Origin of the sequence: Sulfurospirillum sp. 1612, from assembly GCF_036556685.1 — a bacterium.
Classification (GTDB): Bacteria; Campylobacterota; Campylobacteria; order Campylobacterales; family Sulfurospirillaceae; genus JAADIZ01.
Genome location: NZ_CP140614.1, coordinates 115,703 through 138,320 on the forward strand (window position 1 = coordinate 115,703; position 22,618 = coordinate 138,320).

General features: G+C 35.2%; 26 protein-coding genes and 1 pseudogene. 5 read left to right on the forward strand and 22 right to left on the reverse strand.

The genetic code is table 11. From position 1 onward, the window contains the following. Window positions 1–50 precede the first annotated feature (50 nt). From SFB89_RS00615 to SFB89_RS00650, 8 genes are all read right to left on the reverse strand, one after another. Window positions 51–1,118 (reverse strand): hypothetical protein, encoded by a 1,068-nt coding sequence (locus SFB89_RS00615; protein ID WP_331775017.1) that lies wholly within the window; start codon window positions 1,116–1,118, stop codon window positions 51–53. Continuing rightward, window positions 1,118–1,348, reverse strand: coding sequence for a hypothetical protein (locus SFB89_RS00620; RefSeq protein WP_331775018.1), 231 nt, complete (start codon window positions 1,346–1,348; stop codon window positions 1,118–1,120). Before SFB89_RS00620 ends, SFB89_RS00615 begins: the two co-directional genes overlap by 1 nt. Window positions 1,349–1,351: 3 nt before the next feature. After that, on the reverse strand, window positions 1,352–1,681 hold the full coding sequence (locus SFB89_RS00625; protein ID WP_331775019.1) for a hypothetical protein: 330 nt from the start codon (window positions 1,679–1,681) through the stop codon (window positions 1,352–1,354). A gap of 49 nt (window positions 1,682–1,730) precedes the next feature. Further along, window positions 1,731–1,985 (reverse strand): hypothetical protein, encoded by a 255-nt coding sequence (locus tag SFB89_RS00630; protein ID WP_331775020.1) that lies wholly within the window; start codon window positions 1,983–1,985, stop codon window positions 1,731–1,733. Between the two features lie 9 nt (window positions 1,986–1,994). After that, window positions 1,995–2,615 (reverse strand): hypothetical protein, encoded by a 621-nt coding sequence (locus SFB89_RS00635; protein WP_331775021.1) that lies wholly within the window; start codon window positions 2,613–2,615, stop codon window positions 1,995–1,997. 140 nt (window positions 2,616–2,755) lie between these two features. After that, a complete protein-coding gene (locus SFB89_RS00640) occupies window positions 2,756–3,019 on the reverse strand; it encodes a hypothetical protein (protein WP_331775022.1) in 264 nt (87 codons plus the stop codon). After that, window positions 3,009–3,785 carry a nucleotide-binding protein gene (locus SFB89_RS00645; protein ID WP_331775023.1) on the reverse strand — a complete coding sequence of 259 codons (777 nt, stop codon included), beginning with the start codon at window positions 3,783–3,785 and terminating at the stop codon, window positions 3,009–3,011. The genes SFB89_RS00640 and SFB89_RS00645 overlap by 11 nt, the downstream gene beginning before the upstream one ends. 41 nt (window positions 3,786–3,826) lie before the next feature. Continuing rightward, window positions 3,827–4,261, reverse strand: coding sequence for a hypothetical protein (locus SFB89_RS00650; protein WP_331775024.1), 435 nt, complete (start codon window positions 4,259–4,261; stop codon window positions 3,827–3,829). 476 nt (window positions 4,262–4,737) lie between these two features. On the opposite strand from SFB89_RS00650, the gene SFB89_RS00655 reads away from it, so the two are divergent. Further along, window positions 4,738–5,325 carry an HD-GYP domain-containing protein gene (locus tag SFB89_RS00655; RefSeq protein ID WP_331775025.1) on the forward strand — a complete coding sequence of 196 codons (588 nt, stop codon included), beginning with the start codon at window positions 4,738–4,740 and terminating at the stop codon, window positions 5,323–5,325. A gap of 92 nt (window positions 5,326–5,417) precedes the next feature. Here SFB89_RS00655 and SFB89_RS00660 read toward each other — a convergent pair whose 3' ends face one another. Together SFB89_RS00660 and tnpA are read right to left on the reverse strand one after the other, a co-directional pair. After that, window positions 5,418–5,654: a hypothetical protein gene (locus SFB89_RS00660; RefSeq protein WP_331775026.1), complete on the reverse strand. Its 237-nt coding sequence runs from the start codon at window positions 5,652–5,654 to the stop codon at window positions 5,418–5,420. 377 nt (window positions 5,655–6,031) lie between these two features. Continuing rightward, the gene (gene tnpA, locus SFB89_RS00665) at window positions 6,032–6,454 is read right to left on the reverse strand and encodes an IS200/IS605 family transposase (protein WP_331775027.1); all 423 of its coding nucleotides are present in this window, start codon (window positions 6,452–6,454) and stop codon (window positions 6,032–6,034) included. A gap of 73 nt (window positions 6,455–6,527) precedes the next feature. Here tnpA and fic point away from each other — a divergent pair, with 73 nt between their 5' ends. Together fic and SFB89_RS00675 are read left to right on the forward strand one after the other, a co-directional pair. Continuing rightward, on the forward strand, window positions 6,528–7,118 hold the full coding sequence (gene fic / locus SFB89_RS00670; protein WP_331775028.1) for a protein adenylyltransferase Fic: 591 nt from the start codon (window positions 6,528–6,530) through the stop codon (window positions 7,116–7,118). A gap of 1 nt (window position 7,119) precedes the next feature. Further along, window positions 7,120–8,256: an RNA-guided endonuclease TnpB family protein gene (locus tag SFB89_RS00675; protein ID WP_331775029.1), complete on the forward strand. Its 1,137-nt coding sequence runs from the start codon at window positions 7,120–7,122 to the stop codon at window positions 8,254–8,256. A gap of 98 nt (window positions 8,257–8,354) precedes the next feature. Here the strand turns inward: SFB89_RS00675 and SFB89_RS00680 are convergent, their stop codons facing one another. The 3 genes from SFB89_RS00680 to SFB89_RS00690 form a co-directional block, all read right to left on the reverse strand. Next, window positions 8,355–8,996 carry a recombinase family protein gene (locus tag SFB89_RS00680; RefSeq protein WP_331775030.1) on the reverse strand — a complete coding sequence of 214 codons (642 nt, stop codon included), beginning with the start codon at window positions 8,994–8,996 and terminating at the stop codon, window positions 8,355–8,357. Then, window positions 8,996–9,628, reverse strand: coding sequence for a hypothetical protein (locus SFB89_RS00685; RefSeq protein WP_331775031.1), 633 nt, complete (start codon window positions 9,626–9,628; stop codon window positions 8,996–8,998). Before SFB89_RS00685 ends, SFB89_RS00680 begins: the two co-directional genes overlap by 1 nt. Window positions 9,629–10,152: 524 nt before the next feature. Next, window positions 10,153–11,385 carry a tyrosine-type recombinase/integrase gene (locus SFB89_RS00690; protein ID WP_331775032.1) on the reverse strand — a complete coding sequence of 411 codons (1,233 nt, stop codon included), beginning with the start codon at window positions 11,383–11,385 and terminating at the stop codon, window positions 10,153–10,155. A gap of 491 nt (window positions 11,386–11,876) precedes the next feature. Between SFB89_RS00690 and SFB89_RS00695 the strand changes: the two genes are divergently transcribed. Beyond that, window positions 11,877–13,340, forward strand: a complete 1,464-nt coding sequence (locus tag SFB89_RS00695; RefSeq protein ID WP_331775033.1) for a hypothetical protein — start codon at window positions 11,877–11,879, stop codon at window positions 13,338–13,340. A gap of 211 nt (window positions 13,341–13,551) precedes the next feature. Next, window positions 13,552–13,734, forward strand: a pseudogene (locus SFB89_RS00700) (IS3 family transposase); the annotation flags it as partial. Window positions 13,735–13,836: 102 nt separating this feature from the next. Here the strand turns inward: SFB89_RS00700 and SFB89_RS00705 are convergent. The 9 genes from SFB89_RS00705 to SFB89_RS00745 all read right to left on the reverse strand — a co-directional run bounded on the left by SFB89_RS00705 (window position 13,837) and on the right by SFB89_RS00745 (window position 22,529). Then, entirely contained in the window at window positions 13,837–15,084 is a 1,248-nt protein-coding gene (locus SFB89_RS00705) for a CsgG/HfaB family protein (RefSeq protein WP_331775034.1), read from the reverse strand. A 9-nt stretch (window positions 15,085–15,093) separates the two neighbouring features. Continuing rightward, window positions 15,094–16,464, reverse strand: a complete 1,371-nt coding sequence (locus SFB89_RS00710) for a DUF6844 domain-containing protein (protein WP_331775035.1) — start codon at window positions 16,462–16,464, stop codon at window positions 15,094–15,096. A 10-nt stretch (window positions 16,465–16,474) separates the two neighbouring features. Next, window positions 16,475–17,104 (reverse strand): penicillin-binding protein activator LpoB, encoded by a 630-nt coding sequence (gene lpoB / locus SFB89_RS00715; protein ID WP_331775036.1) that lies wholly within the window; start codon window positions 17,102–17,104, stop codon window positions 16,475–16,477. Beyond that, the gene (locus SFB89_RS00720) at window positions 17,079–17,513 is read right to left on the reverse strand and encodes a YcfL family protein (protein WP_331775037.1); all 435 of its coding nucleotides are present in this window, start codon (window positions 17,511–17,513) and stop codon (window positions 17,079–17,081) included. The genes lpoB and SFB89_RS00720 overlap by 26 nt, the downstream gene beginning before the upstream one ends. Continuing rightward, window positions 17,497–18,894 (reverse strand): COG3014 family protein, encoded by a 1,398-nt coding sequence (locus SFB89_RS00725; RefSeq protein WP_331775038.1) that lies wholly within the window; start codon window positions 18,892–18,894, stop codon window positions 17,497–17,499. Before SFB89_RS00725 ends, SFB89_RS00720 begins: the two co-directional genes overlap by 17 nt. A 418-nt stretch (window positions 18,895–19,312) precedes the next feature. After that, window positions 19,313–20,011, reverse strand: a complete 699-nt coding sequence (locus SFB89_RS00730) for a phosphate ABC transporter ATP-binding protein (protein WP_331775039.1) — start codon at window positions 20,009–20,011, stop codon at window positions 19,313–19,315. Then, complete coding sequence (locus SFB89_RS00735) at window positions 20,008–20,874, reverse strand: PstA family ABC transporter permease (RefSeq protein ID WP_331775040.1); 867 nt, start codon at window positions 20,872–20,874, stop codon at window positions 20,008–20,010. The genes SFB89_RS00730 and SFB89_RS00735 overlap by 4 nt, the downstream gene beginning before the upstream one ends. After that, window positions 20,875–21,711: a PstC family ABC transporter permease gene (locus SFB89_RS00740; protein WP_331775041.1), complete on the reverse strand. Its 837-nt coding sequence runs from the start codon at window positions 21,709–21,711 to the stop codon at window positions 20,875–20,877. Then, on the reverse strand, window positions 21,711–22,529 hold the full coding sequence (locus SFB89_RS00745) for a phosphate ABC transporter substrate-binding protein (protein WP_331775042.1): 819 nt from the start codon (window positions 22,527–22,529) through the stop codon (window positions 21,711–21,713). The genes SFB89_RS00740 and SFB89_RS00745 overlap by 1 nt, the downstream gene beginning before the upstream one ends. Between the last annotated feature and the right edge of the window lie 89 nt (window positions 22,530–22,618).

Below are 22,618 nucleotides of genomic sequence, written 5' to 3' on the forward strand. Positions count from 1 at the left end.
TTTGGTGCTGGTTTTTTTAATATGCCATGGTTTTTTTGTGTTGGGGGCGATTAACCCCCATGCACGTTTCCCTCTTGTCGATGCTCCTTTCCCTGCTCTTGCAACCTCTCTTTTGCAGGGATGTCTTTTTGTTGCTCTTGTTTCTTGCTTTCTTGCTTTTGCTGAATTTCTTCAAGTTTTTTGTTGCCCTGTACTTTTGTTTTTTCTGCCTTTTCCTTTGCAACTTCTTTTGAAGGTTTTTGAAGTTGGACACGATTATCTTTTTTGTCAAGCACGAAGTTGTCTTTGTGCTCTTCTAGGCGATTATTTACGCCCGCCTTAAGCTCCTTAAACCCATCCTTGCCCAATCCAATTTCTTCTCCAAATTTTTTGAGATCCTGATGTAAAGATGTCGTATCTAACTTCCCGTCTTTTAAATTGTTTTTTACGAGATAATCTGTCGTTAATTTATGTAATTCAAGTTTTGCCTGTGCGGTTGGCAGTTTAAGATTATGCATCTGCTTAAGATCACCTCTAATCTCTTGTCCATCTTTCATTTTGTTTCTGGCTTCTTTTACGAACCCTTTAAACTTTTCTTCTCTTTGCTGTGCCATTTTGCTCACACCATCGAGATGTTCGGACTTTGTAGGAGAATTTGAATTATATGTTTGATATGTATGTACTAAAGATTGGGATGATTGGGATAGCATTTTGCCCGTTTGTTTAAAAGCGAAGCTTCCTGCTTTTTGTAAACCTTTGCTGATCGCCGGTGCATTTTTTGCAATTGCGATTGACGTTATCGCCCCAACTGCGGCAATACCCGCGACACCTATTAGTGGCGCGGGTATTGCCGATATACCTAGCACCGACATACTTTTACCTATTGCCATAAGCCCCATTGATTTTACCGCCCCTGCTGCTGCAAGAGCCCCACCTCCAGACGCAATCGCTTTGTCTGTATCATTGGCTCCTCTGGAGGAGTATGAACTAGCAAGACCCTTCCCACCCCAGGCAGATACGATCCCTCCCATATTTGCCATGCTTGAGTTACCATAGCCACCGCCACCATAACCACTCGTTCCCCAACCATTACCACCTTGATAGTATCCACCCGGAGCATCTTGATATGCTGTTGTCATTATTTCCACCCTTCCTCAGCTTTGAATTTCTGCCAATCGTACTTTAAAAATTCCCAGTTTGTCATCTGACTTTCTTTCACAATCTCAAATTTTTGCGCTTGTGATAAAGTTGGATATACCGTAGCATAGTAATGATGTACTAGCAATTTTGCACCTTGAATCGTTAAAAAACTTGCAAGTAAAACCGCAAAAAATCCGGTTAATTTGCCTCCTTTGGTTTCTTCGTTCATTTTTTAATCCTTGTCATCTTGAAAAACAGTGTCATACCCGATGTCATTCGCTTCTTTGGCAATTGCTATCGCACGTTCAGGTCCATCCGAAATATCTGCATGCAACGTCATCACTTGATGTCTTACCGCATACTGATTCATTTGTAAATTCATAACCCTCGGTAGAATCTCATTTGTTAGCATCGCCTCTACGCGCGACATTTGCAAAACAGCCAAGCCGTTGTCAAAACTGTATTCGATCAGACCGTTTACGAACTCATCAACGCTCATGTTGTTTTCTTGCGCCGCCTGCGCAACTGCTGTGCTTACTGCTTCACTTAATTTAACTTCCATCTTTTCTCCTTTTTCTTTAATGTATATTCAGAAAATCATCAAATTTTTTTTAAAAGTTCTTCCAGTCCTTGTCAAACTTCGCGTCCCAATTGTTCTCAATATTTTGCGGTTTAATAATGACTTTAACTCTAATTTTGCTGCTGTTTGTTTCATTGCTCTCATTGTTGTCATTTACAACCGCCGTGGGCGGTTGTAAATGAAACTCTCTTGTTACGATTTCTCGCGCAATTTTATTATTTTGTAACGCTATTGTCGAAAATAGAATCGTGAGAATAAATGTAATAATTCCTAATCCTGCTTTCATTTTTTTTCCTTAAAATGCGAATGAATAGCCGAATCTGACGCTTACATCTTCTTGATTTTTCACCCCACTAAAGTGAAATTGATCGTATTGAGCGGTCAAATTCCATCTCTGATAGTGTATTCCTGTACTGACGCTATACGCACCTGTCATGTCTGAGCGATCGAGTGGTATTTTAAATTTTGCAGCTGCGGTTAAAATCACCCCATTATGCAAAACGATACTACCTTGCACCCCTGGTGTCAAATAGGGTGCTTTTTGCGATTGTATTGTCTTTTGCTCATTCACTTTTGATCGACTATCATGTTGCAAAAAGCCAATCCCAAGCGTATAACTAAAAATATATGTATTCCCGTTTTGAAAATTTGAGACCGACGGCAAAATAGTTTCGATTGAAAAATTTTTGTAAGGGTCGCTAACCGTCACATCGATGACACTATTGATTTTTGTGTTGAAATATTTTAAATTTACAAAATTTTCATTTTTGCCGAGAGTTTTAAAATTCTCGACCCCTACGCTAGTTTGTAAATAATTGTTATGCACTCCATTTTGTGCAAAATTTAATCCTTCTGCGAACAAAGGAATGCTCATCCCTAGTGCACAAATTGCACTTATTTTTATTATTTTCTTCATCTTCATCTCCTTTTAAATTTTTATCTAATATAAGTCAAGCTTATACAAAACCCAAAATAGCACCGGTACACAAGCCAAAGCAACCAAAATATGCAATGTCAACATTTTTTCTCCTTTTTGTTGATTTCTCTTATCTACATTCAGAAATTATCAAATTTCTTCACAAAATCTAGTATGTTTTTATCTTTCGCGATTTTCGCAATCTCTTTGATCTGTTGTTTTGTATCTTCGTCACTCAGCATTGCAAACGCGACAATCTTTAGCACAGCCATCATTTCTTTTACCTCGCCGGCAAGACCCAAAGAGGATCTCGCCTCTTTTAGTTCTTGCGCTGCAAGTTCCATCTTTGCCGTAGCAAAATTTATCTCATCGATCATTGACAGAAGATCGCTATCATATTTCATATTCCAACTCTTCCTTAATGGTGTCGATAAAAGAATCCAAAAAATCTTTTGATCTTTTACTTGCTCTAAATTCTCTCAACTCTTTAAGGTATAGTTCTTTGTTGTTTTTATGCTCGTTAAAGGCGACTTTTTGAAATGTTGCAAGATCAACGGCTCTCGCCTGTTGTGCAAAATCACTTATCGTCATCCTGCTTAACGACGCTAGCTCAAAAAATGATGATCTAGGGATGATTACGGTTTGTGGCTTACCCAATTTTTCAAAATAGCTTTCAAGACCTAGGGATTCATCTCCGAACCAAAAAAGCCAATCCTGCTTAATTTTAGAGATGTCTTCAACGGCATTTAGAGCAAAAATAATATTTTCATCTTTTAGAATTTTTGCCATGTCAACGGCATTTTTTGCTTGCACAAAAGAGTTCATGATCGGTACGATATAGGTTACTTTTGCGATTTCTTTAAGGTCCAAATCTTGTATCGCCTTAAGTACGCTCTTTGTGTCGTTACCGCCTCCGGCATCAATAATCAAAACATCTTCTGTATCTTCCAGAAGCGTAAAAGTAAGTTCTTCAAGTTTATTTTCACACTCATTGACTTTAATACTCTCAAATCTTTTAATATATCCGCTGTTTTTAAAGATATCAGATCTATTGTTATCGTCGATCTCTAAGATTTCGCAACCTGGAAAAACGGAAGACATAATGTGTGATGCAATTGTTGTTTTACCAACCCCTCCTTTTGTGCTTGCGATTACAAAAACTTTTTTCATTTTTTCTCCTTAAAATTTATTTTTTATATTTTTTTGAAAATTTAACAATCAAACCAAGCGTTTTTTAGGGCATTCCTAAATTGGGCTCTCGTGACTGAATCCGTTATTTGTATTAATCTTTCCGCTTCTTTTACATCTCCTTCCTTGTACATTTTAAAGCAATAGCAGACTTGCTTATCGCTCGTTAGTTTCTTAAAATCTTGATCCGAAATGTGATTATCCTTCGCCTTTTTTTGTATATTCTTGGTTACGGAGTTCTTACTCTCAATATTTTGTTTAGGCTGCGTTTTTAAAAAAATACAAATTGTCGAAATAGAAACCTTAATTTTTTTGTATTGGATCAAAAAATCTTGGATTTGAAGAAGAGAGCAGTTGTTATCTCTTAGGGCTTGGATCTCATTTCGATAGTCATTCAATTTCATCCGCCGTTTTTTTTTCTTTGGAATTTCCTCTAAGTATTTTTCAACTTCTTTCAATTTCACCTCCTTAAAACTCTTCCTTTGTTGGTTTTTGATTTCTCTTATCTACATTCAGGAATTTTTATTTATTTTTAGAATTTTCGATAAATTTCTGTTTATTTTTAATAGTTTTTATTTGTTTCGAGTTGTTTTAATGAGTTTAGGTTAATTTCGATTTTAGTTTTAATAAGTTTCGATTTGATATTTTTAAATGCCGATTGTATCGGAGTTTCAAAGCATTGTCATTTTTTTTCTTAATTTTTTGGAATCGTAGTAAATACCCTTGTCATCGAGCCCGAAGGGCAAAACAACACCTTGCGTAAGGTGTCTAAGAAAATAGAGCGATAAATAGGGCATTTTGTAAAAAAATATATTTGGGGAGAAAAGGGCGGTTGAGCTCGTTTATAGTCAAAATTATTCGTTATTTCTGAATATATATGTTAAGGATAATATTCAACTATTCAATTTTTTTGAGTAGTTCAAAAAGGAGAAATATGAATAATAATCCAATTTTAGAGTTTGAAAAATTTATCAAAAATTCTAAAAATAATGAAACATCAGAACACGTGAGAAGAGTATCCTCATACACAAAACAATTGTGTATTTTATTGGGGATTGAAAATGAGAAAACTAACATAATATCAAAGGCCTCAGTTTTTCATGATATTGGGAAAATACTGATTCCAGATGCGATACTCAACAAAGCAGACAAGTTAAATCATGAAGAATGGAAGACAGTTAAAACTCATGCTTTGCTTGGATACGAAATGCTAAAAAGATCTAATAATGATATTTTTCAAGTTGCATCTTTGATCGCATATAGTCATCATGAGAAATGGGATGGTACGGGCTATCCATTGTCTCTTAGAGGTGATGAGATTAATCTCTTTGCGAGGATAGTTGCTGTTGTCGATGTGTTTGATGCTCTCTGTAGCATAAGAAGCTATAAGAAAGAGTGGGCAGTTGAAAAAGCGCTTGACTATATAGCAGATGAAAGAAGCAAACATTTTGATCCTGGCATTACTGATATATTCTTAAAAAATTCAAAGCTTTTCATCAAAATTAAAAATGCCCATAGATGAAAAATAGCGTCGCTGCGCTTCACGCAGAATAGGCATAAAGCTTACGCATTATGCCTCTTGAAAAATGTTAGCCTATAGTAAGCCATGATTTTTCATTTTTTCATTTCTTTTATAAGTATCCTTATAGGATACGAAATAATAGCCCCTGTTAGATTTAGCAAAGTGGCTCCTACCCCTGCAATATATATAATAGGATAAAGAGGTAAAATGATTATTTTTTCGATACTATTTCTTTGCTGTGCTGTTGCATTTATGTCTTTTTTCTCTTTGATATTTCCGGCGGCGAACATTAAAGTCGTGCACAACAAAAGAGATATTAAAGTTTTCATTCTTATTCTATCTCCTTCATTTTGTAAAATGATCATGCAAAAACATTGCAGCAGCATAATAAATAGTAGCAATTACAATTACAATTGCCGGTAGAAATTTAAATATTAAGTTGATTTCGTGTAGTGTCATTTTCTTTTCCTTTAAATTTTTCTCTCTACTATATATTCAGAAAAATTCCATGAAATTTAGATAAAAGTTTTGAGTTACAAATACATTATAATCCTTAAATAAAAGTCGAGATGGTCATTCATTTAACAAGCCTTGCATGTGTAATTGTAGTGAATTGCCTACCATTCTATTTAATTTTCTCAAATTTAATAACTAGATAGCTGAAATCCCAATCGTCTTTAGCGGTTGGGCTGAAAGCTATAAGGCTTTAGCCTTGGTTAGCTATATAATTTCGTATTGTCTCAGGGTTGGCTTCCCCAATGCTACATACAAAATATCCATCAGTCCAAAAAGTTTTTTCTTTCCAAAAATGCTTTTGTAAGAATTGCTGATGAATTTTCCAGATTCTTTTTGTTGATATAGATTTTATACGATTGACAATAGCAGATATGGAAACCCTAGGGATATATTGTATCATTAAGTGTATATGGTCTTTATCTGTTTCCATCTCTATAATATCAAAATCACTGTTGCTCTCAATATCTCTAATGATATTTTTAGTATCTGTTTCTACTCCTCGCACAAGCAACTTTTTTCTATATTTGCATACTAATATTAAATGCACTTTTAGATTGTGTTTCGCCCTGTTTGTTGTTTGGTAGCCGTATAGTTTTTGATTGTTTTTCTTCATGCTTCTTGCTCCTTGACATATTTATAGATAAATACTATAATATTATAAATAAGTGAAAAATTAAGGATTGTCAATGAAAAAGATAGATGAACAGAGTCTTGAAAATGCCTATCGTCTATTTGATAATGGCGACATAGAAAACATTGAAGTAGGCACAATAAAAGGGCTACAGCAGATACATCTTTATCTTTTTGATGGACTCTATGATTTTGCAGGGCAAATAAGAGAACTAAATATCTCCAAGGGGAATTTCAGATTTGCAAACAGTTTGTACCTTAAAGATATTTTGCCAAAAATAGAGTCAATGAACGAAGATAGTTTTGAAGAGATCATTGAGAAATATGTCGAAATGAATATTGCTCATCCTTTTATGGAAGGTAATGGCAGAAGTATGAGGATATGGCTTGATCTGATCTTGAAAGAAAGGCTGCAAAGGGTTGTAAATTGGCAGTTTGTGAACAAAGAAGCCTATCTTCAAGCTATGGAGAGAAGCCCGATTAATGATTTGGAACTTAGAACTTTACTGGGCAACAACCTAACAGATGAGATTAACAATAGGGAGATCATCTTCAAAGGAATAGAGCAGTCTTATCACTATGAGGGCTACGAAAAAAGCGAGCCTCAAAAAGAGAGCGCAAAGAAGCAAGAGCAAAGCAGACCATAAAATGCTCAAAGCCTACAAATACCGTATCTACCCGACCAAAGAGCAGATCACGCTGATCGAAAAGCATTTCGGTTCTACACGGTTCTTGTATAACTACTTTTTGGAATACAGGCAAAAAGCCTATGCTAAGGGCAATCAGAAAGTCGGGTACATGGTCACACAGGCAGAACTTACCAAGCTGAAAAAACTCAAAGAGTATGAATGGCTTAATGAATGCGGAAGCCAGTCGTTGCAGATGGCGTTGAGGGATTTGGACTCTGCATACAGCAGGTTCTTCAAGAAACAAGGTGCTTATCCTAAATTCAAATCAAAAAAGCATACATCGCAGAGTTTCACTGCTCCACAGAACATTAAGTTAGCGAGCAACCGTGTTTATCTTCCAAAGTTTACCAAAGACGGCATCAAAGTAAAGCTGCATAGAGAGATGCCAAACAATGCCGTACTGAAACAGGCTACTGTATCAAGACAGAACAACCAATATTTCGTATCTATTCTCATTGATGATGGAAATACTATACCTAAGCCAACCAAAGCCAAAAATGCGGTTGGTTTGGATATGGGATTAACCGATCTCATTATTACTAGTGATGGAGTAAAGTATTCAAACAACAAATACTTTGTAAAGTCACAACAGAAACTCAAAAAACTGCAAAGACGATTATCTAAAAAAAAGAAAGGAAGCAAAAACAGACAAAAAGCAAAACTAAGAGTGCAAAAACTTCACACTAAAATTACAAATCAAAGAAAAGACAATCTTCATAAAATATCAAATGAGATAACCAATCAATATGATATTATCTGTCTTGAAACTTTGAATGTTAAGGGTATGATTAAAAACCATAAACTAGCTAAATCAATAGCTGATGTTGCGTGGGGTGAGTTTATGCGACAATTAGAGTATAAGGCAAGCTGGAGAGGCAAAACTATTATAAAAATAGACCAATGGTTTCCATCAAGCCAAATATGCTCTTATTGTGGAGCAAGTACAGGTAAAAAACCTCTAAATGTTAGAAAATTCGATTGCCCTGAATGTCATAAAAAAGATATAGACCGTGATATAAACGCATCAATAAACATTAGAAACTACGGCTTAGGACAAATAGATAATAGAAATACGGCAGGAACTGTCGAAGTATAAGCTTGTGGAGTGTCATAGAGTTTTTAGCACTTGCTAAAAATCACGGCATTATGAAGCAAGAAGCCCAATCGTCTAAACTTGTTTAGCGGTTGGGTAGTTCACTGGTTGACTGCCTTTTTTAGCACCGGATCATTCAAAATAAAATATCTCAAACTTGTAATCGTTATTGGCTTTGGAAGCTGTGCATTAACAATCTTTAAGATACTTGCATATGAAAGATTAAGATTAAGATATTTTAAAATCTCATCTTTGAGTGGATCTAAAACTCTTTCCCGGTTGCGTGAACCTTTTGGTCGCCCAAGCATTTTGCCTTTTGCTTTGGCTGCAGCCAAACCTTGTTTTGTACGTTCACTTATTATTTCTCGCTCTGTCTCTGCAAAATAACTATAGATAGAAAATAAAAGTTTTGAGAGAGAATTATTTTGATTTGTACTGAGTTCTGGCTGATTCACAAAAATAAGATTCACTTTCTTCTGATTAAAAAATTCTATGAGATTTAAAATCTCTAGCATATTTCTACCAAGCCGGCTGAGCTCTGTAACAATGAGAGTATTACCTTCTTGCAGCTTGTTTTTCAAATCATCAATGAGTCGTTTTTTTTGATCTTTTTGTGATGATATTTCTATTTCGACAAATTCATCAACCAACATTTTATGAGATTGAGCATACTCTAATATTTTATGTTTTTGATTATTGAGGTTTTGGGTATCTGTTGATACCCTTATGTAACCGATTGTCATTATTGTGAAATTCCAACAAAACCCAGAGGCCCTGGCACTAATATTGAATTTTTTGTTATAGAAACTGGTTTAGTGATATCGATTCGGTCTTCATCATAAAAAACGATTTTAATGTTATCTTTTTCTTTTGAGTATATTTCATTTTTCAATTCAATTTCCTTTTCCTTAACTATAGCCGTTTTGGTTAAGTTGCGCATATACTTTGTTCCTTTTTGTTTGAACTTTCCAGTGATCATATAATAATCATCATTTTCCGAAAAATAACATTTTTCATTTTCAATAGGCTCATAATAAAATTCCCAAACAGTATTACGGGGCGCAGGCTTAATAATATTCATCGAGAAATTTCTTTCTTGTTGTAATTGAACAAGTTCCTCTAACAAAAAGGTTTTAAGAATATCTTGTTTTGTGCACTCTTTCCTTTGTAAAACGCCATTCTCATCTCTATAAATTTCAAAATACGCTCTTTTGTAAGCTTGTGAGATATAATATCCAGTCTCTTGAATATTAAATTCCAAGACTCCTCTTTCTTTTCCCCAGTGTCCATTCATAAAATTCAATTTTAATGATGGGTCCATAACCTTGCCAATCCATGTTTTTCTACCTCTTTCGGCCATAAGATTAACTGTCATTTTCTTCTCCTTGAGTTTTTTTAGAGATTTTATACTCTTTATATATATTCAGAAAATTATTAATTTTTGCTAAAAAATATAAAAACCTTTTTTATCGAGTATATAAAATCAAAATAGAATATCAAAAGCTGGGGTTATTATATAATTTATAAAAATTGTTTAACGGCCGTTAATATATATTCTATGGAATCTATTATGAAAGATGATGATTAATTAATTAGCATTATTTAATGTGAGGGTAAAAATTCAAATTTGAGAAAATTAAATAGAATGAGCATTTTTTGAAATTATCATAAACATCTAATATTTTATATTTCAATTTAGAGTTACTGTCCTATAATTTTAAGTAATTTATAATTACTACTGCGTAAGTGAACTACCCAACCGCTAAACAAGTTTAGACGATTGGGATTTCAGCTATCTAGTTATTAAATAGAATACAAAGTATTTTATTGAATAGTGTACGGATATCCGGATAAGTTAGATAAGTCCTACTTTAGGAGTATTAAGGGAAGAGAGCTAAACTACTTAAGAATATTTATAACCTCAAGTAGCGCATCTTCACTTTTATCTGGGAAAAGAGTTTTTAGTTTTTCTAGCTTATCATTTTTCTTTATTTTATTTTCATCAAATACATCAAAAACCTTATCTAAAGTTTCTTTTACAGCTTGAATTTTAACATTGGAATATCTCTCTGTTATTTGCATATTTGAATGTCCTAATGTCTTGCTTATGGCTGCAAGAGAAACTCCCTCATTTACTGCGATAAAACCAATAAGATGTCTTAAATCGTGTAGTCTGATTTTAACTTCCAATTCCTTTGTAATTTTATTCCAGTGGTGTCTTATGTCTTTGTATGGTTCTCCGTCCTCTTTTAAAAATATATATCCATTTTTTTGAATACCTATCTCCTCTAGCACTTGAATTTGTAATTCAGATAGCGGAAAAGCTTGCTTTTTTCTTGATTTGTTTTGCCAATCTTCTAAATAATAAAGCTTTTGAGATATGTTTATGTTTTCCCATTTTAGGTTTAAAACTTCACTTTTTCTACGCCCGTGTAGTAAAAATATAAATATGCCTTTAATTGCTGGATTTTGATAATTTATAATAATATTATAAAGCTTTTGAGCATTTTCATCTTCAATGGTAAAGTATCTTTGGTTGTCAAATTTTGGTATCTCTACATCTTTTGCAGGATTTATTTCACAATAGTCATTTTTTTTTGAATATTCAAATACTGGTGAGAGTATGTCTTTTACTGTTTTAACTGTTCTTGGAGCTTTACCTTTGTTCAAAAGAGTATTGACAATATTTTGAATTTTTTTCGTAGTAATATTATTGATTTTTAAATCACCTATTTCTTCTCTTAGGTGGGCATCATACGAATATTTAGTTCCAGTATAATGGTCCTGTGAAATAGAGTTTTTTTTATATTCAATATACTCATCAAAAATTTGATTTAGCGTTTTTGATGTGTCTTTGGCTTTAAAAGTTTTTTCAATTTGCTTTATTTTTCTTTGAGCAGATATTTCATCACATATTTTTTTAACAGTTTTTGTATTATTAGTAATTGAGTATTGATCATATACAGATTTTTTACCCTCATAGAATCTTACGCAAATAGTGTAGGGTGGTTTAACTTTTTTTTGAATATCATTAACAGTAATTGCTTTTTGATTTGGAAATGCACAATTGCTATCTTGAAGATATAATCCAGTATAATTTGATATTTTAACGAGCTTCTCTAATAATGCCATTCATTCCCTTTCAAAAATGTGGTTGCGGTAATGGTAGCGGTAATTATAGATAAAACTTGATAAAAGAAAACTTGTAAGGTTTTATCAAAACCCCTAATAAAAGGGATTTGATAAGGTATGATAAGGTATGATTAATACTATGTTCTAGGCTTAGGATCTGGTGCTTCACGGCGTGGGAGTTCGAGTCTCTTCATCCGCACCATCCCTTAAATACGAACTTTCAATGACTTTAAACAAACTTTTAAAATTTTCCAAAAAATCTTTTTTACTACTTTTTTACTACAACTTTTTATTTATGTTTTTTTTCTTTGTCAATATCACACAAATCGAGAAGGTTTGATGGGAGCGAAAAAGCAGAGTTTGGCTGATGATAAAATCTAGTTTAACAACAACCAAACTCAAGTATCGATCAGGAATCGGGTCGCTTTATTTGGTAAATATTTTTATCCAATAATATTTAGATATAATTTAGAAAAGTGGAGAGGATTAACATGAAAAAAATAATTGTATTGTGTTTGGTTTTGGTTGCCTTTTTAAATGCTCAAGTTAAAAAAACTTATTATCCAACTGGTGAATTGAATACTGAAACCCCATTTAAAAATGGACAAAAAGAAGGTATTAAAAAAATATATTATGAAACGGGGGAGCTAAAAGCTGAAATTCCATTTAGAAATGGGAAAGAAGAAGGCATTCAAAAAGCCTATTATAAAAGTGGAAAATTGCTTCTTGAGGGAGCAAATTTAAAAGGAAAAGCTGAAGGTATCATTAGAATTTATTACGAAAATGGTAAATTACAAAGGGCACAATCATTTAAAAATGGGAAAGAAAATGGCGATTTGAAAGGCTATTACGAAACAGGAGAATTGCAATATATTACTCCATTTAAAAATGGGAAAAAAGAAGGTATTAAAAAACAATATTATAAAACTGGTGTGTTAAAAGATGAAACCCCATATAAAAATGGAATAATAGAAGGTATAGAAAAGCAATATTTTCCAACTGGTAAAATAGAATATCAAACCCTATATAAAAATGGAAAACCAGAAGGTGTTTCAAAAAAATACTATCCAACCGGTGAGGTAGAAATGGAAACTCCATATAAAAATGGAAAACTAGAAGGTCTTGGGAGAATGTATTACCAAACCGGAGAATTAAAAGCGAAAGTTTCATTTAAAAATGGGCAAGAAGAAGGAATTGAAAGAATGTATTACCAAACCGGAGAATTACAATTGCTAATCCCATTTAAAAATGGAAAAGTGGAAGGTGTTGCAAAGGCATATTATCAAAACGGCAAATTGCGTGCGGAAACTCCATATAAAAATGGAATAATAGAAGGTATTAAAAAAATATATTATGAAACGGGTGAGTTAGAGATGGAAGTTTGGTTGAAGCATGGGAAAGCTGTTAAAGGTTTTTTGTATTCGATACAAGGAAACAAAAGAGAAATGACTCCTGCTGATTTTGAGAATAGAAAAATACCATATGTTAATTTAATGAATGATGGTGTATCTGCATATTCTAAAGGAAAGGTGAAAGAAGCTGCTGAACTTTTTAGCAAAGCATGCGATAATGGGAATATGCAAGGTTGTTTAGCTTTAGGGATTTTACTTGATACCGACAAAGGAATAAAACATAATAGGAAAAAAGCAGGCGAACTATATACTAAAGCATGCGATAGTGGAGTTTTGTATGCTTGTGGTTTATTGGGAACTCTATACGCCGCGGGCGATGGCGTAGAAAAAGATACAAACAAAGCAATAGAACTCTTTACTAAAGCATGTGATGGTGGAAATTCAGCTAGTTGTAATAATTTAGGAGTTTTATATGCTACCGGCGATGGTGTCAAAAAAGATATAAAAACTGCAATGGAACTTTTTACTAAAGCGTGTGATGATGGCGTGGACTTAGGATGTAAGAATTACCAGAGTATTAAATCAAAATCTATCACTCAATAACAAGTAGCTAGTGTAGCAAAAGAGGGTACCTAGAATATTTAGCAATTCTGAGTATGAAATAGGGTTGACAGATCAGTGCATGATATTGCCACCAATCATTTAGAAAGAGAGCTTGAGAAGTGATATTCCTGATATTTTAATACTGACTAAGGCAGCCAAAACTAGCCAATGCGGTTGCATAGCAACATTGCTGTGAATACACCAGCCTTTGAGCATACAAATATCCTCAAACAACACAGTTGATAATATTGCCATTGAGAGATTTTTTAGAACGCTAAAATGCGATGAGATCTATATCTACGAATACTCACCGATTCATGAACGATTTCATTCAGCACTTGGATATGAAAAATCAATGAATGTTTATCTTGGAGGAGTAGAGAAAAGTGCTTAGGCACTCAAATAGAGGTTAGAATATAATTTCTCAGAATATTGTCTTGACTTTTGGTGGCAGTATACGTATATGTGGGAATATCCAAGATTCCCACATATGGTGCTAGTCAAAGGGCAGAACCACACCACCGTTTGGTTTGATAGTGACATCTGTTTTTGCTTCGCCTTGATTTTCGATGATTTCTGATTTTTTTCTTCTTAAAATCATGCCTTTTGAGATATGACCATTTAAAGCTCTTGCATATGAAACTTTAGGATTAACCTTGGTAATTATAATTTCACCTGCCTTAATCTCTTCATATCCAAGGAATTCATGGGTATATGGATCTGTTAATCTTTTTCCTGTTTTGTATGCCTTAAAAACCTCTCCATTTTCCATATTGTCTCCACCTTCATTGACAATGATACTACTAGGCGTTACCATTATAACCTTTGGAGGATATATGTTGGCCAAAATATTATTGAGTATTGTTGAAGAAATATTTTGTGAAGCGTTTGCTACTATAGCCTCAGTCGTATTTTGAGCAATTGTAAAAGATTTAGATATGGTTTGACTCCATTTGATTTGTTGAGTAGCCATCATGATAATACGATACGAGATAGTTGCATTACATGTAAGGTTTGGTGCCTGGGGCAAACCTATATTGTTGTGTTCTGCTATGTTTTCTATTGAAAAATTATTTATTTGTCCAATCAACAAATAATCAGCTCCTAATCTCTTACCAAGTTTCAACAATTCTTGCTTATTAGTATCACCTGAGAGGATAAAGCTTTTTTCACTCTTATAATATTTACTATTTTCTCTATCTAAAACAGTAAATTTTCTAGCTTGAGTTATTTTTGTTATTAAAGCTTGTGTAAATCTTCTTGAAATCTCTTTTCCTGAAACATTGTTGCTTAGCACGACATAAGAATTTTTAAATTCAAACGGTATTATAGCAATTTTCCTTCGTTTGCTTGGATTTAATCCAGGTGCTTTATATTGTTTAAATTCTATTTTAAGCCCCACGTGCCATTCATTATCAATCTTTTCTGCGCTAGTGATACTATAATTTCTTATAAATCCACTCGTAGCTTCTCTTATAAGCTTTTGCGTATGTTCTGTAATTAATGCGCTATGCTTACTATCTCCATTAGTAGAAGAACCAGCCTCTTTTATGGCTTTAAGATACCCCTTCTTGGATTCAATTTTAACTCCGCTTGTCTGTTTTACTGCTTCGATGAGGCCATCTTTGATAGCATCTGCTCTACTACTTCCAACACCTTCTATACTTAGATATGTCACTTCTACTTTTCCAAATAAAGCTAAAGGGAGCAATGAAAATATAAAAATTATGAATAATTTTTGCATCCTCATTCCCTAAAAGTCGTTTACGTCGTTAACTGGTTTGCTAACACTTAGCGATTTTTTGTATGTTGGTTTTTTAGTTTTTGATTTGGCTGATTTGTATTTCTCATTATTAAAATTATTGACAGCGCTAAGTGATTCATACTTCCAAACTCTAACTGCCCCAACAAATTTTACACCTTTATCTGTTGTATATCTCCAAGTTTTAACCGTACTGATGCCTTTTAAGCTCATACTAGCATGGCTTTTTGCACGATTATTGGTGATTTTGACGATATTTTTTATGGTTTTTTCAATAGTATCAGAATTAGGTTTCATTTTTCTTTGAACATATTTTTTGATTTCTTCACCGTTTTTTCTGCTCTCTTGAGCATTCATATAACCATTTACTATTTCTGCTATTTGTCCATCAGCATTGCTAATCGCATTATCTTTAGCCTCTGATTTTAGTTGGTCATTAATATAGCTATCTCCACTATTAGGAGTATATGAACCTACACCATAAGAGATAATCATTGGAGTTCCATCTAAATCATAAGATAATCTAACACCAAAAGTGCTTATGTAGTCCTTCGGTTCTGCGGGGAGGAGGTCTTCAACTTTTTTGCCTTTTCCTTTGATTAGTGTCGACCTTTGTAGGCTAATATCTTTAGCAATTTGTATCGTTTTCTGACTTGCTACAGCAATGATCCCAACAACATACTGTCCATTTGCATCTTTTGCAAGCGATGTTTGAATTGGAAATAAACCAGCAATTTGCTCTGATGCAGTGTGGATTATATTTTTTAAAAATTCATCTTTATATGTATTTTTTTTCATACTTGGGGTCATTTGGGCAAGCTCTTGAGGACTGGTACCGAGCTTGATTAATTCTGAATCAAGTTTTTTATTTGTAACATCTAATGTTTTGTCAAAGATTTTGAGTACTTTACCTAAAAAGCCTTTTGTCGAAGGAGCAGGCAGTTCTATATCATTTGCATTAGTAGAGTTGTCTTGGTGTAATTCTTTTATTTTGTGTATGATAACTTTTCCAGACCTCGCCATAATATATTCATTCTGAAGTTTCATCAGCGCTTTATCATAAGCATTTACAAGAGCATCTCCAAACTGTGGATCACTAGGCATAAGAGAGACACTTTGACTTGCAAAAAAGAAAAACTTTCCATTATGCTCACCAAATTCGTTAATACCAAATTTCTTGATTGCACTATGTGCCCAATCATCAATAGTGTCAGATGCAGACTGAACACTTTTGGGATCAGATAATTTGTTTAATTCTTGCACATCTTGTTTAGTAACACTAGAAATATTTTTTGTGTTTGCCGCAAAAATACCAGTACTCAATAAAATAACGGACGATACGATTAGTATAATTTTTCTCATGCTTAGTCTCCTACCAATTGACAGTTTTGCCACTGCCGGCTTTTGTTATAACTGTTTCACCTTCCCAATATGCCAAACCTGTTTTGATATCTGTTAAGGTTAACTGAATGTAATAGTCTACTTTTGTCTCTCCTGTCGCAAGTGTAGCATCTCTTTGTATGATTTTTCCAGAAAGAGAGAAATCCGGTGCAATCATTTGACCTTTTTGGGCTACAGTTTTTTGATTGAATTCATCAGAATTACGTAATTGTCTGGCCTCATAGCTCATGGTGTCTTCAGCGCCTCCAGCTCGAACGGCAGTGGTGACAATCACTTTGCCACTTTGCAAGAGTGAAATGCGGATACTTTTTACTAACTGATCCATATCGATTCTTTGGGTTGTATCGTTGATGATAGTAGAGATGGCTAATACATAGCGTCCACCGCCGGGTCGATTTAAAGCGCCACTTTGCAGCATAGATTGAATGGCATCAGATGATGCTTTCCTAAAATCTTGATAATCCAAACCTAATGTTTGTGCCTTGTTTGATTCAGGATGGTTCGCATCTAAATATCGTGGCTGTTCATTACAACCGGTTAAAAATAGTGTTGTAGCTGCTACACTAAAGACTAGCTTAGTTGCTGTTTTTAATAGTCTCATGTTGACTCCTTTGTTTGTTGTTATCATAATCTACAATTTTGATTTTATATCTTTTTGCTTTTGGTGAAGTGGAGATGATGCGAAAGGTCTTTTCTGCCTCGGCTCCTAAATGGATCTTCTTAAACGTATCGGTGATACTTTTAATCTTGAAACCATCTTGATTAAACCATTCGACATTAAAAAGCGCATCTACATCATGATCAGATGCTCGGTTTTTGAGGGTAAATTGTACTTCAGGGAGATTGTCATCTCTTTTTCTACTGATACAACTTAAAACCTTAATGCTACTTTGTAGCGATGAGTCGATTGTAATTGGCCAATTTCCCCTCATCGGCTGAGGTTCTTTTTGGCATCCAAACAGTGTGAAGCCGACGATAAAAATGAGTACAATTTTAAAAAGATACTTCATTTACAATCTCCTTTCCATCTTGATGTGGAATGCTGATATAAATAATATGATTTTTATTTTGATTGATATCAAGGTTTATACTCCATTTGGCTTGCGGGCTTCTTATCATCACGTGAGGATTTGCAAGCTCAATTCTTGCAATCTGAAAATCTTTTGGCAATAGATTCCATTGTCTTGTGTCGGCATGATTCATCAAGCCTTGATAAACCGCACCTAGGAGTCCACCAAAGACGCCCCCCTCTTTTTGCAATTGGTATTGGATGATACTTTGCGTGACAGCTCTTGTGATTGCACGTGTCATGATTGTTGGGAATCGTTTTTTAAATTCTGTTTTGATAATCTTGTCCATGCTTGCAATCTCTTTGGTTTTGACAAAGTGCTTACCATTGTGGACTATTAAGTAAGGATATACGGCGGGATTTTCTTGTAGTGTTGGAAGTGCAATACCGGTATAATAGACTTTATTGGTGACTAAAAATAGTGGGATATCAAAGCGCATCTCCTTTTTGCTGATGCTTTCGCCGTTTGCAAAGACAATCCAAGCATAATGCTTTTTCGAAACTCCGTTTAAAGAGGCACTAGCCTTCATGGCATATAGGAGATCCTCTTTGACATAAGAGGCTCCTGTGGCATTGGCTTGGATCATACCATAGGTCTCTTTGAAAAGATCGGTTGCCTTTGCATAGTCGTGAACACTTAAAAAGAAGAGTCCTGACATATAGGTCGTAAAGGGGTTGACAAAATCGGGATAGGGTTTAAAAGCAAAAAGATTGGAGTATCTTCTTTGTATGAAATCTTTTGTTCTTGCGTCATTTGAGGCTTTTTGGGTTTGTGCGAGGTTAATCTTTTTGTCTTTGGCTCTTGCTTTGGTATCCTCTTCTATTTTTTTCTGTTCTTGTTCAATCTCTTTTATAAAAAAATCTTTAGCCCTTCTTTGTCGCTCTAAGGCACGATTGAACTCAATGCGTGCATTTGTTAAATCTCCTTCGCTCATAAAGCCAATTCCCTTGTAGGTATTGACCATGATGCCCTCATAAATTTTTGGAGTGTAGTCCATAAAGGTATCGTTGGTTAAAATGGCACCTACGTTTGAAAACAGCGTGCCGGCCCAGACTTTTTTATTGAAGGCTTTGATTTTCTTTTCGGCTTGATCAAAAAAATGGGTGCTGGTATTGTAATCTTGTGCATAATAGGCTACTAAGCCCGCATCCATATACCAAAGCAGATCATCTTTTTGGTTTTTTTTCATGTTCGCGTTTTGCATTTCATAACTTTTTGTTTTTTGATTGCTCTCACAGTTATTTGATTTGCCAATTTTTCCTAGATTAGGCGTTGTCCCCGAACAACCTACGAGAAAAAGGGTACCAAAAACTATGCCCATTAATGTTTTCTTTCGCATTTTTAGCCTTTGTAATATAGTGATTGATAGTTAAAATTTTTGTAGTGATTTACTGATTTGTTACGGAGAACGGAGATACTTACTTTTTGTATGCGTTGTATTTTTGAACAATAATTTTTTTGTGTAGCCCACAATTTGCTCCTTTTCAAATTGATTTCCAGTAATTTTTCGTCTTTTATACAATTACCTTCATTTAAATATTAGGTGCATTAATGTTTAAAATTCTAACTATTGTTTGTTTAACTATCGATTAAAAATAATTTTTTTGTGATAATTTATAAATACGCAATTGTATGATGTCAAATTACTGCAAGATATTGATTTGTTTTGTTCTCGTATTTATTTCATGATAAAAGTTTGCCACAAGCGTGTCATAAATTGTGCCGGAGCGTTTATTTTTTTAATCTTGTGTCACAAATTGCTCAAAATCGATATTTTGGTCGGATATTCTTTTGATTTGGTCTTGAAAATGTGAAATAGTGATGATGGTCATATGACTTTTGAGGGAGATGAGAAATGCTTCTATCTTGAGTGCAAGGGTTTCGTTGAGCGAGGCGGTTGGCTCATCTAAGAGCAAGATTTTAGGTTTGATTGCCAGTGCTCGCGCGAGGATTAGTCTTTGTTGTTGGCCTCCTGAGAGCATGGTGGCTTGAGCGTTTAATCTCTCTTTGACTTCATCCCAAAGCAAGACATCTTTGAGTGCTTGTTCGACCCGTATTTTCGTCTTGGATTGACTCACATTTTGTAGATGCAAGCCAAACGCGACATTTTCATAAATTGAAAAAGGCAAAAGGTCGGGGTTTTGATTGACATAGACGATTTTTTTCCGTAATTCTGGCAATGATTTCTTGGGCAGTGTGTTGAGATCCATCACCGAATCTTCATCTTGAAATAAAATCTCGCCGGTGATTTTAGTATGTTCTTCTTCTCGAATCATTTGATTAAACATCAATAAAAGCGACGTCTTCCCGATACCACTTGGCCCCGATATTGATGTGATGGTATGCTCGGGCACCCGCATAGAAAGATCCCGAAATATCAATTTCTCACCATAGTGCAAACTCAGATTTTTGATTGTTATGAGATCGTTGGTCTTCATCGTATGATTCCTTTTTTGTTGATAAGCTTTCGAAAAATCGAAGCGAGTACAAAGAGTGCGAGGGAGGTGAACAAGAGAATCAATGCCGCACCAAAGCCTTGGTTGAGTTCGCTTTTGTCCGTGTATTCAGAAGAAATATGATAGATAAAAAAGGGCAATGCTTCATATTTTTGAAGTACAGAAGTCGGGATACCTGCCATCGCCACCGCACCGGTCATCATGATCACAGCAGTATCTTCGATAGCCCGCCCCATCGCTAAGATGATGGCCCCAAAAATCTCTTTGGTAGCATAAGGGAGCTCAATCAAAAAGAGATTTTGCATGGGTGTCGCCCCTAGGGAGCGTCCGATATTTTTAATCTTTTTGGGAATCGAATCGAGTGATACTTCCGTCATCTTTACCAGATAAGGCATCACCAAGATGGACAAAGAAAGGGCAGAGATGATGAGTGATGGCAAGAGATGGTGAAAGTAATATTTGTGCAAGAATATCGTCACGCTGAGCCCAAACAATCCGATGACAATCGAGGGAGTTGAGGCCAAGATTTCATATAAAAATCCCAGCGCTGATTTGACCTTCTTTGAGGCAAAACTTGAAAGATAGATACCGCTTAATAAACCAAAAGGCAACGCAATCATGATAGACAAACAGACGACAAAAAGAGAACCCACAATAGCATTGTAAATTCCATCAAAAACTCTCGCTTGACCCAATAGTGCTTTGATTGGGTCGGCACTACCAAAGATTAAATTCAAAGAGAGCGCTTGAAAGCCACGATACAGCACGAAAGAAAACAGCGCGACAAGGGCGAACAATGTCAAGATGGTGATGAGGTAAAAGAGTTTGACGAGAAGCTTTTGCATCTACTTTTTCCTCACATTAATCAATTTTAAAACCATCATGATACAAGCGGTGAACAAAAACAGAAGCAATCCGCATAAAAAGATAGCTTTAAATGCGATAGACTCATAATCACTTGCATTGATGAGGGCGATATGCGCGGTCAATGTCCTCGCAGAATCGAGCAGATGATGGGGAATTTGTAGCGTATTTCCTGCTAGCATGAGTGAGATGAGCGTATCTCCGACGGCTCGTGAAAATCCGAAAATCAAAGCGCTGATGATTCCTTTTTTAATTTGGGGCATGACCAATTTAAAAAAAACATCGTCTGTACTCGCTCCGATAAAATATAAGGCTCTGATTTGACTTTTTGGGATGGTGCGCATCGCATTGAGCAGTATCATCGCCATCGTCGGCATGACCACAAAACTGAGCACAAAAGAGGCCGTAGCCAGACTCAATCCTCTCCCACTGAGATAATCATTCATCAAAGGTACCAGCAAAAAAAGCGCGGCAAAAGCATACAATACTGTCGGTACCCCAAACAAAGAGGTCAGGATTCGCTCCAATTTGTGCGCGTATTTTCGTGGTAAAAAGTAGGCAATCAAAGCGGCCATCGAGAAGCTACTCAAAGCGGCTAACACCGTTGCCAACAAACTAATATAAATCGTACCCACGATCATCGGAAGCAATCCATAGAGTCCCCGTGTCGCATCCCATGATAGGGTGAAAAATTGCAGAAAATTACCCGAATCGAGCAAGGGCAGTGAAAAATAAATCAAAAACCCAAGAATCGCAAAGATAAACGAACTTGTCGTGATAATCGATACGACAAGTCCGAGATAAAATAATAAAGACATTATTTTTGGTAAGGTATAAATCCGTGTTTTTTAGAGATTGCTGCTCCAGAATCGCTTTTCATATAGCTGATAAACGCTTGTGCCAATGGTGTTGGCTTGCCGCTTGTTAACATATACAATCCTCTAGATACAGGATAAGTTCCATCGATAACACTGGTGACGCTAGGACATTTTTGATCCAAACAAACAAGTTTGACAGAATCATCAGCCACACCCAAAGAGATAAAACCGATACCGTTTCTGTCGCTGCCTACTGCTGTTTTCATCGCAGCATTTGAGGCGACGACTTTGGCACTTGAAGTGTACTTGATTTTGCCTAATGCTTTTTTGGTAAATACCGATCGAGTACCGCTTGAGGCATCTCGGGTATAGATGTTGATTTTGCCCTCTTCAAAGCCGAGTTGTTTGAAATCAGTCACTTCCCCACTGAAAATCGCTCTGAGTTGTTTTTTGGTTAGATTTTTGATTTTTGAATTCGGATTGACAACGATAGCAATACCATCAATCGCAAATACGAATTGTTGGAGATTGCCTCTTTTGACTTCATCAGGTTTTGGCGCTCTACCTGCATTGGCAAGATCGATTAAGCCTTCACTGACTTGTTTGATATCCACACCGCTACCGCCACCGGCTATGGTGATATTAATCGATGGATAGGCCATCATGATATCTTTGATTGCTTCTTTTTCCGCACCGATATGTGCGGTTCCCCCTGCGATATTTAAGGTACCGCTTAGACCTTTAAATAATGATAAGTCTGAAGCATTTAGAACTAAACTTCCCAATACCAGACAACATACTAACGCGATTTTTTTCATAGTGTTCCCCTCGTGTGGCACCGCTGCATCAGTAAGTAAGCTAGAAAACATACGTCTTTATGTCATGCTTAGAACCTAAGCAGTATGCC

Coding starts and splice junctions, on each gene's coding strand:
- SFB89_RS00615 (WP_331775017.1), bottom strand. CDS start 1,118: ATGACAACAGCATATCAAGATGCTCCGGGTGGATACTATCAAGGTGGT.
- SFB89_RS00620 (WP_331775018.1), bottom strand. CDS start 1,348: ATGAACGAAGAAACCAAAGGAGGCAAATTAACCGGATTTTTTGCGGTT.
- SFB89_RS00625 (WP_331775019.1), bottom strand. CDS start 1,681: ATGGAAGTTAAATTAAGTGAAGCAGTAAGCACAGCAGTTGCGCAGGCG.
- SFB89_RS00630 (WP_331775020.1), bottom strand. CDS start 1,985: ATGAAAGCAGGATTAGGAATTATTACATTTATTCTCACGATTCTATTT.
- SFB89_RS00635 (WP_331775021.1), bottom strand. CDS start 2,615: ATGAAGAAAATAATAAAAATAAGTGCAATTTGTGCACTAGGGATGAGC.
- SFB89_RS00640 (WP_331775022.1), bottom strand. CDS start 3,019: ATGAAATATGATAGCGATCTTCTGTCAATGATCGATGAGATAAATTTT.
- SFB89_RS00645 (WP_331775023.1), bottom strand. CDS start 3,785: ATGAAAAAAGTTTTTGTAATCGCAAGCACAAAAGGAGGGGTTGGTAAA.
- SFB89_RS00655 (WP_331775025.1), top strand. CDS start 4,738: ATGAATAATAATCCAATTTTAGAGTTTGAAAAATTTATCAAAAATTCT.
- SFB89_RS00660 (WP_331775026.1), bottom strand. CDS start 5,654: ATGAAAACTTTAATATCTCTTTTGTTGTGCACGACTTTAATGTTCGCC.
- tnpA (WP_331775027.1), bottom strand. CDS start 6,454: ATGAAGAAAAACAATCAAAAACTATACGGCTACCAAACAACAAACAGG.
- fic (WP_331775028.1), top strand. CDS start 6,528: ATGAAAAAGATAGATGAACAGAGTCTTGAAAATGCCTATCGTCTATTT.
- SFB89_RS00675 (WP_331775029.1), top strand. CDS start 7,120: ATGCTCAAAGCCTACAAATACCGTATCTACCCGACCAAAGAGCAGATC.
- SFB89_RS00680 (WP_331775030.1), bottom strand. CDS start 8,996: ATGACAATCGGTTACATAAGGGTATCAACAGATACCCAAAACCTCAAT.
- SFB89_RS00685 (WP_331775031.1), bottom strand. CDS start 9,628: ATGACAGTTAATCTTATGGCCGAAAGAGGTAGAAAAACATGGATTGGC.
- SFB89_RS00690 (WP_331775032.1), bottom strand. CDS start 11,385: ATGGCATTATTAGAGAAGCTCGTTAAAATATCAAATTATACTGGATTA.
- SFB89_RS00695 (WP_331775033.1), top strand. CDS start 11,877: ATGAAAAAAATAATTGTATTGTGTTTGGTTTTGGTTGCCTTTTTAAAT.
- SFB89_RS00705 (WP_331775034.1), bottom strand. CDS start 15,084: ATGCAAAAATTATTCATAATTTTTATATTTTCATTGCTCCCTTTAGCT.
- SFB89_RS00710 (WP_331775035.1), bottom strand. CDS start 16,464: ATGAGAAAAATTATACTAATCGTATCGTCCGTTATTTTATTGAGTACT.
- lpoB (WP_331775036.1), bottom strand. CDS start 17,104: ATGAGACTATTAAAAACAGCAACTAAGCTAGTCTTTAGTGTAGCAGCT.
- SFB89_RS00720 (WP_331775037.1), bottom strand. CDS start 17,513: ATGAAGTATCTTTTTAAAATTGTACTCATTTTTATCGTCGGCTTCACA.
- SFB89_RS00725 (WP_331775038.1), bottom strand. CDS start 18,894: ATGGGCATAGTTTTTGGTACCCTTTTTCTCGTAGGTTGTTCGGGGACA.
- SFB89_RS00730 (WP_331775039.1), bottom strand. CDS start 20,011: ATGAAGACCAACGATCTCATAACAATCAAAAATCTGAGTTTGCACTAT.
- SFB89_RS00735 (WP_331775040.1), bottom strand. CDS start 20,874: ATGCAAAAGCTTCTCGTCAAACTCTTTTACCTCATCACCATCTTGACA.
- SFB89_RS00740 (WP_331775041.1), bottom strand. CDS start 21,711: ATGTCTTTATTATTTTATCTCGGACTTGTCGTATCGATTATCACGACA.
- SFB89_RS00745 (WP_331775042.1), bottom strand. CDS start 22,529: ATGAAAAAAATCGCGTTAGTATGTTGTCTGGTATTGGGAAGTTTAGTT.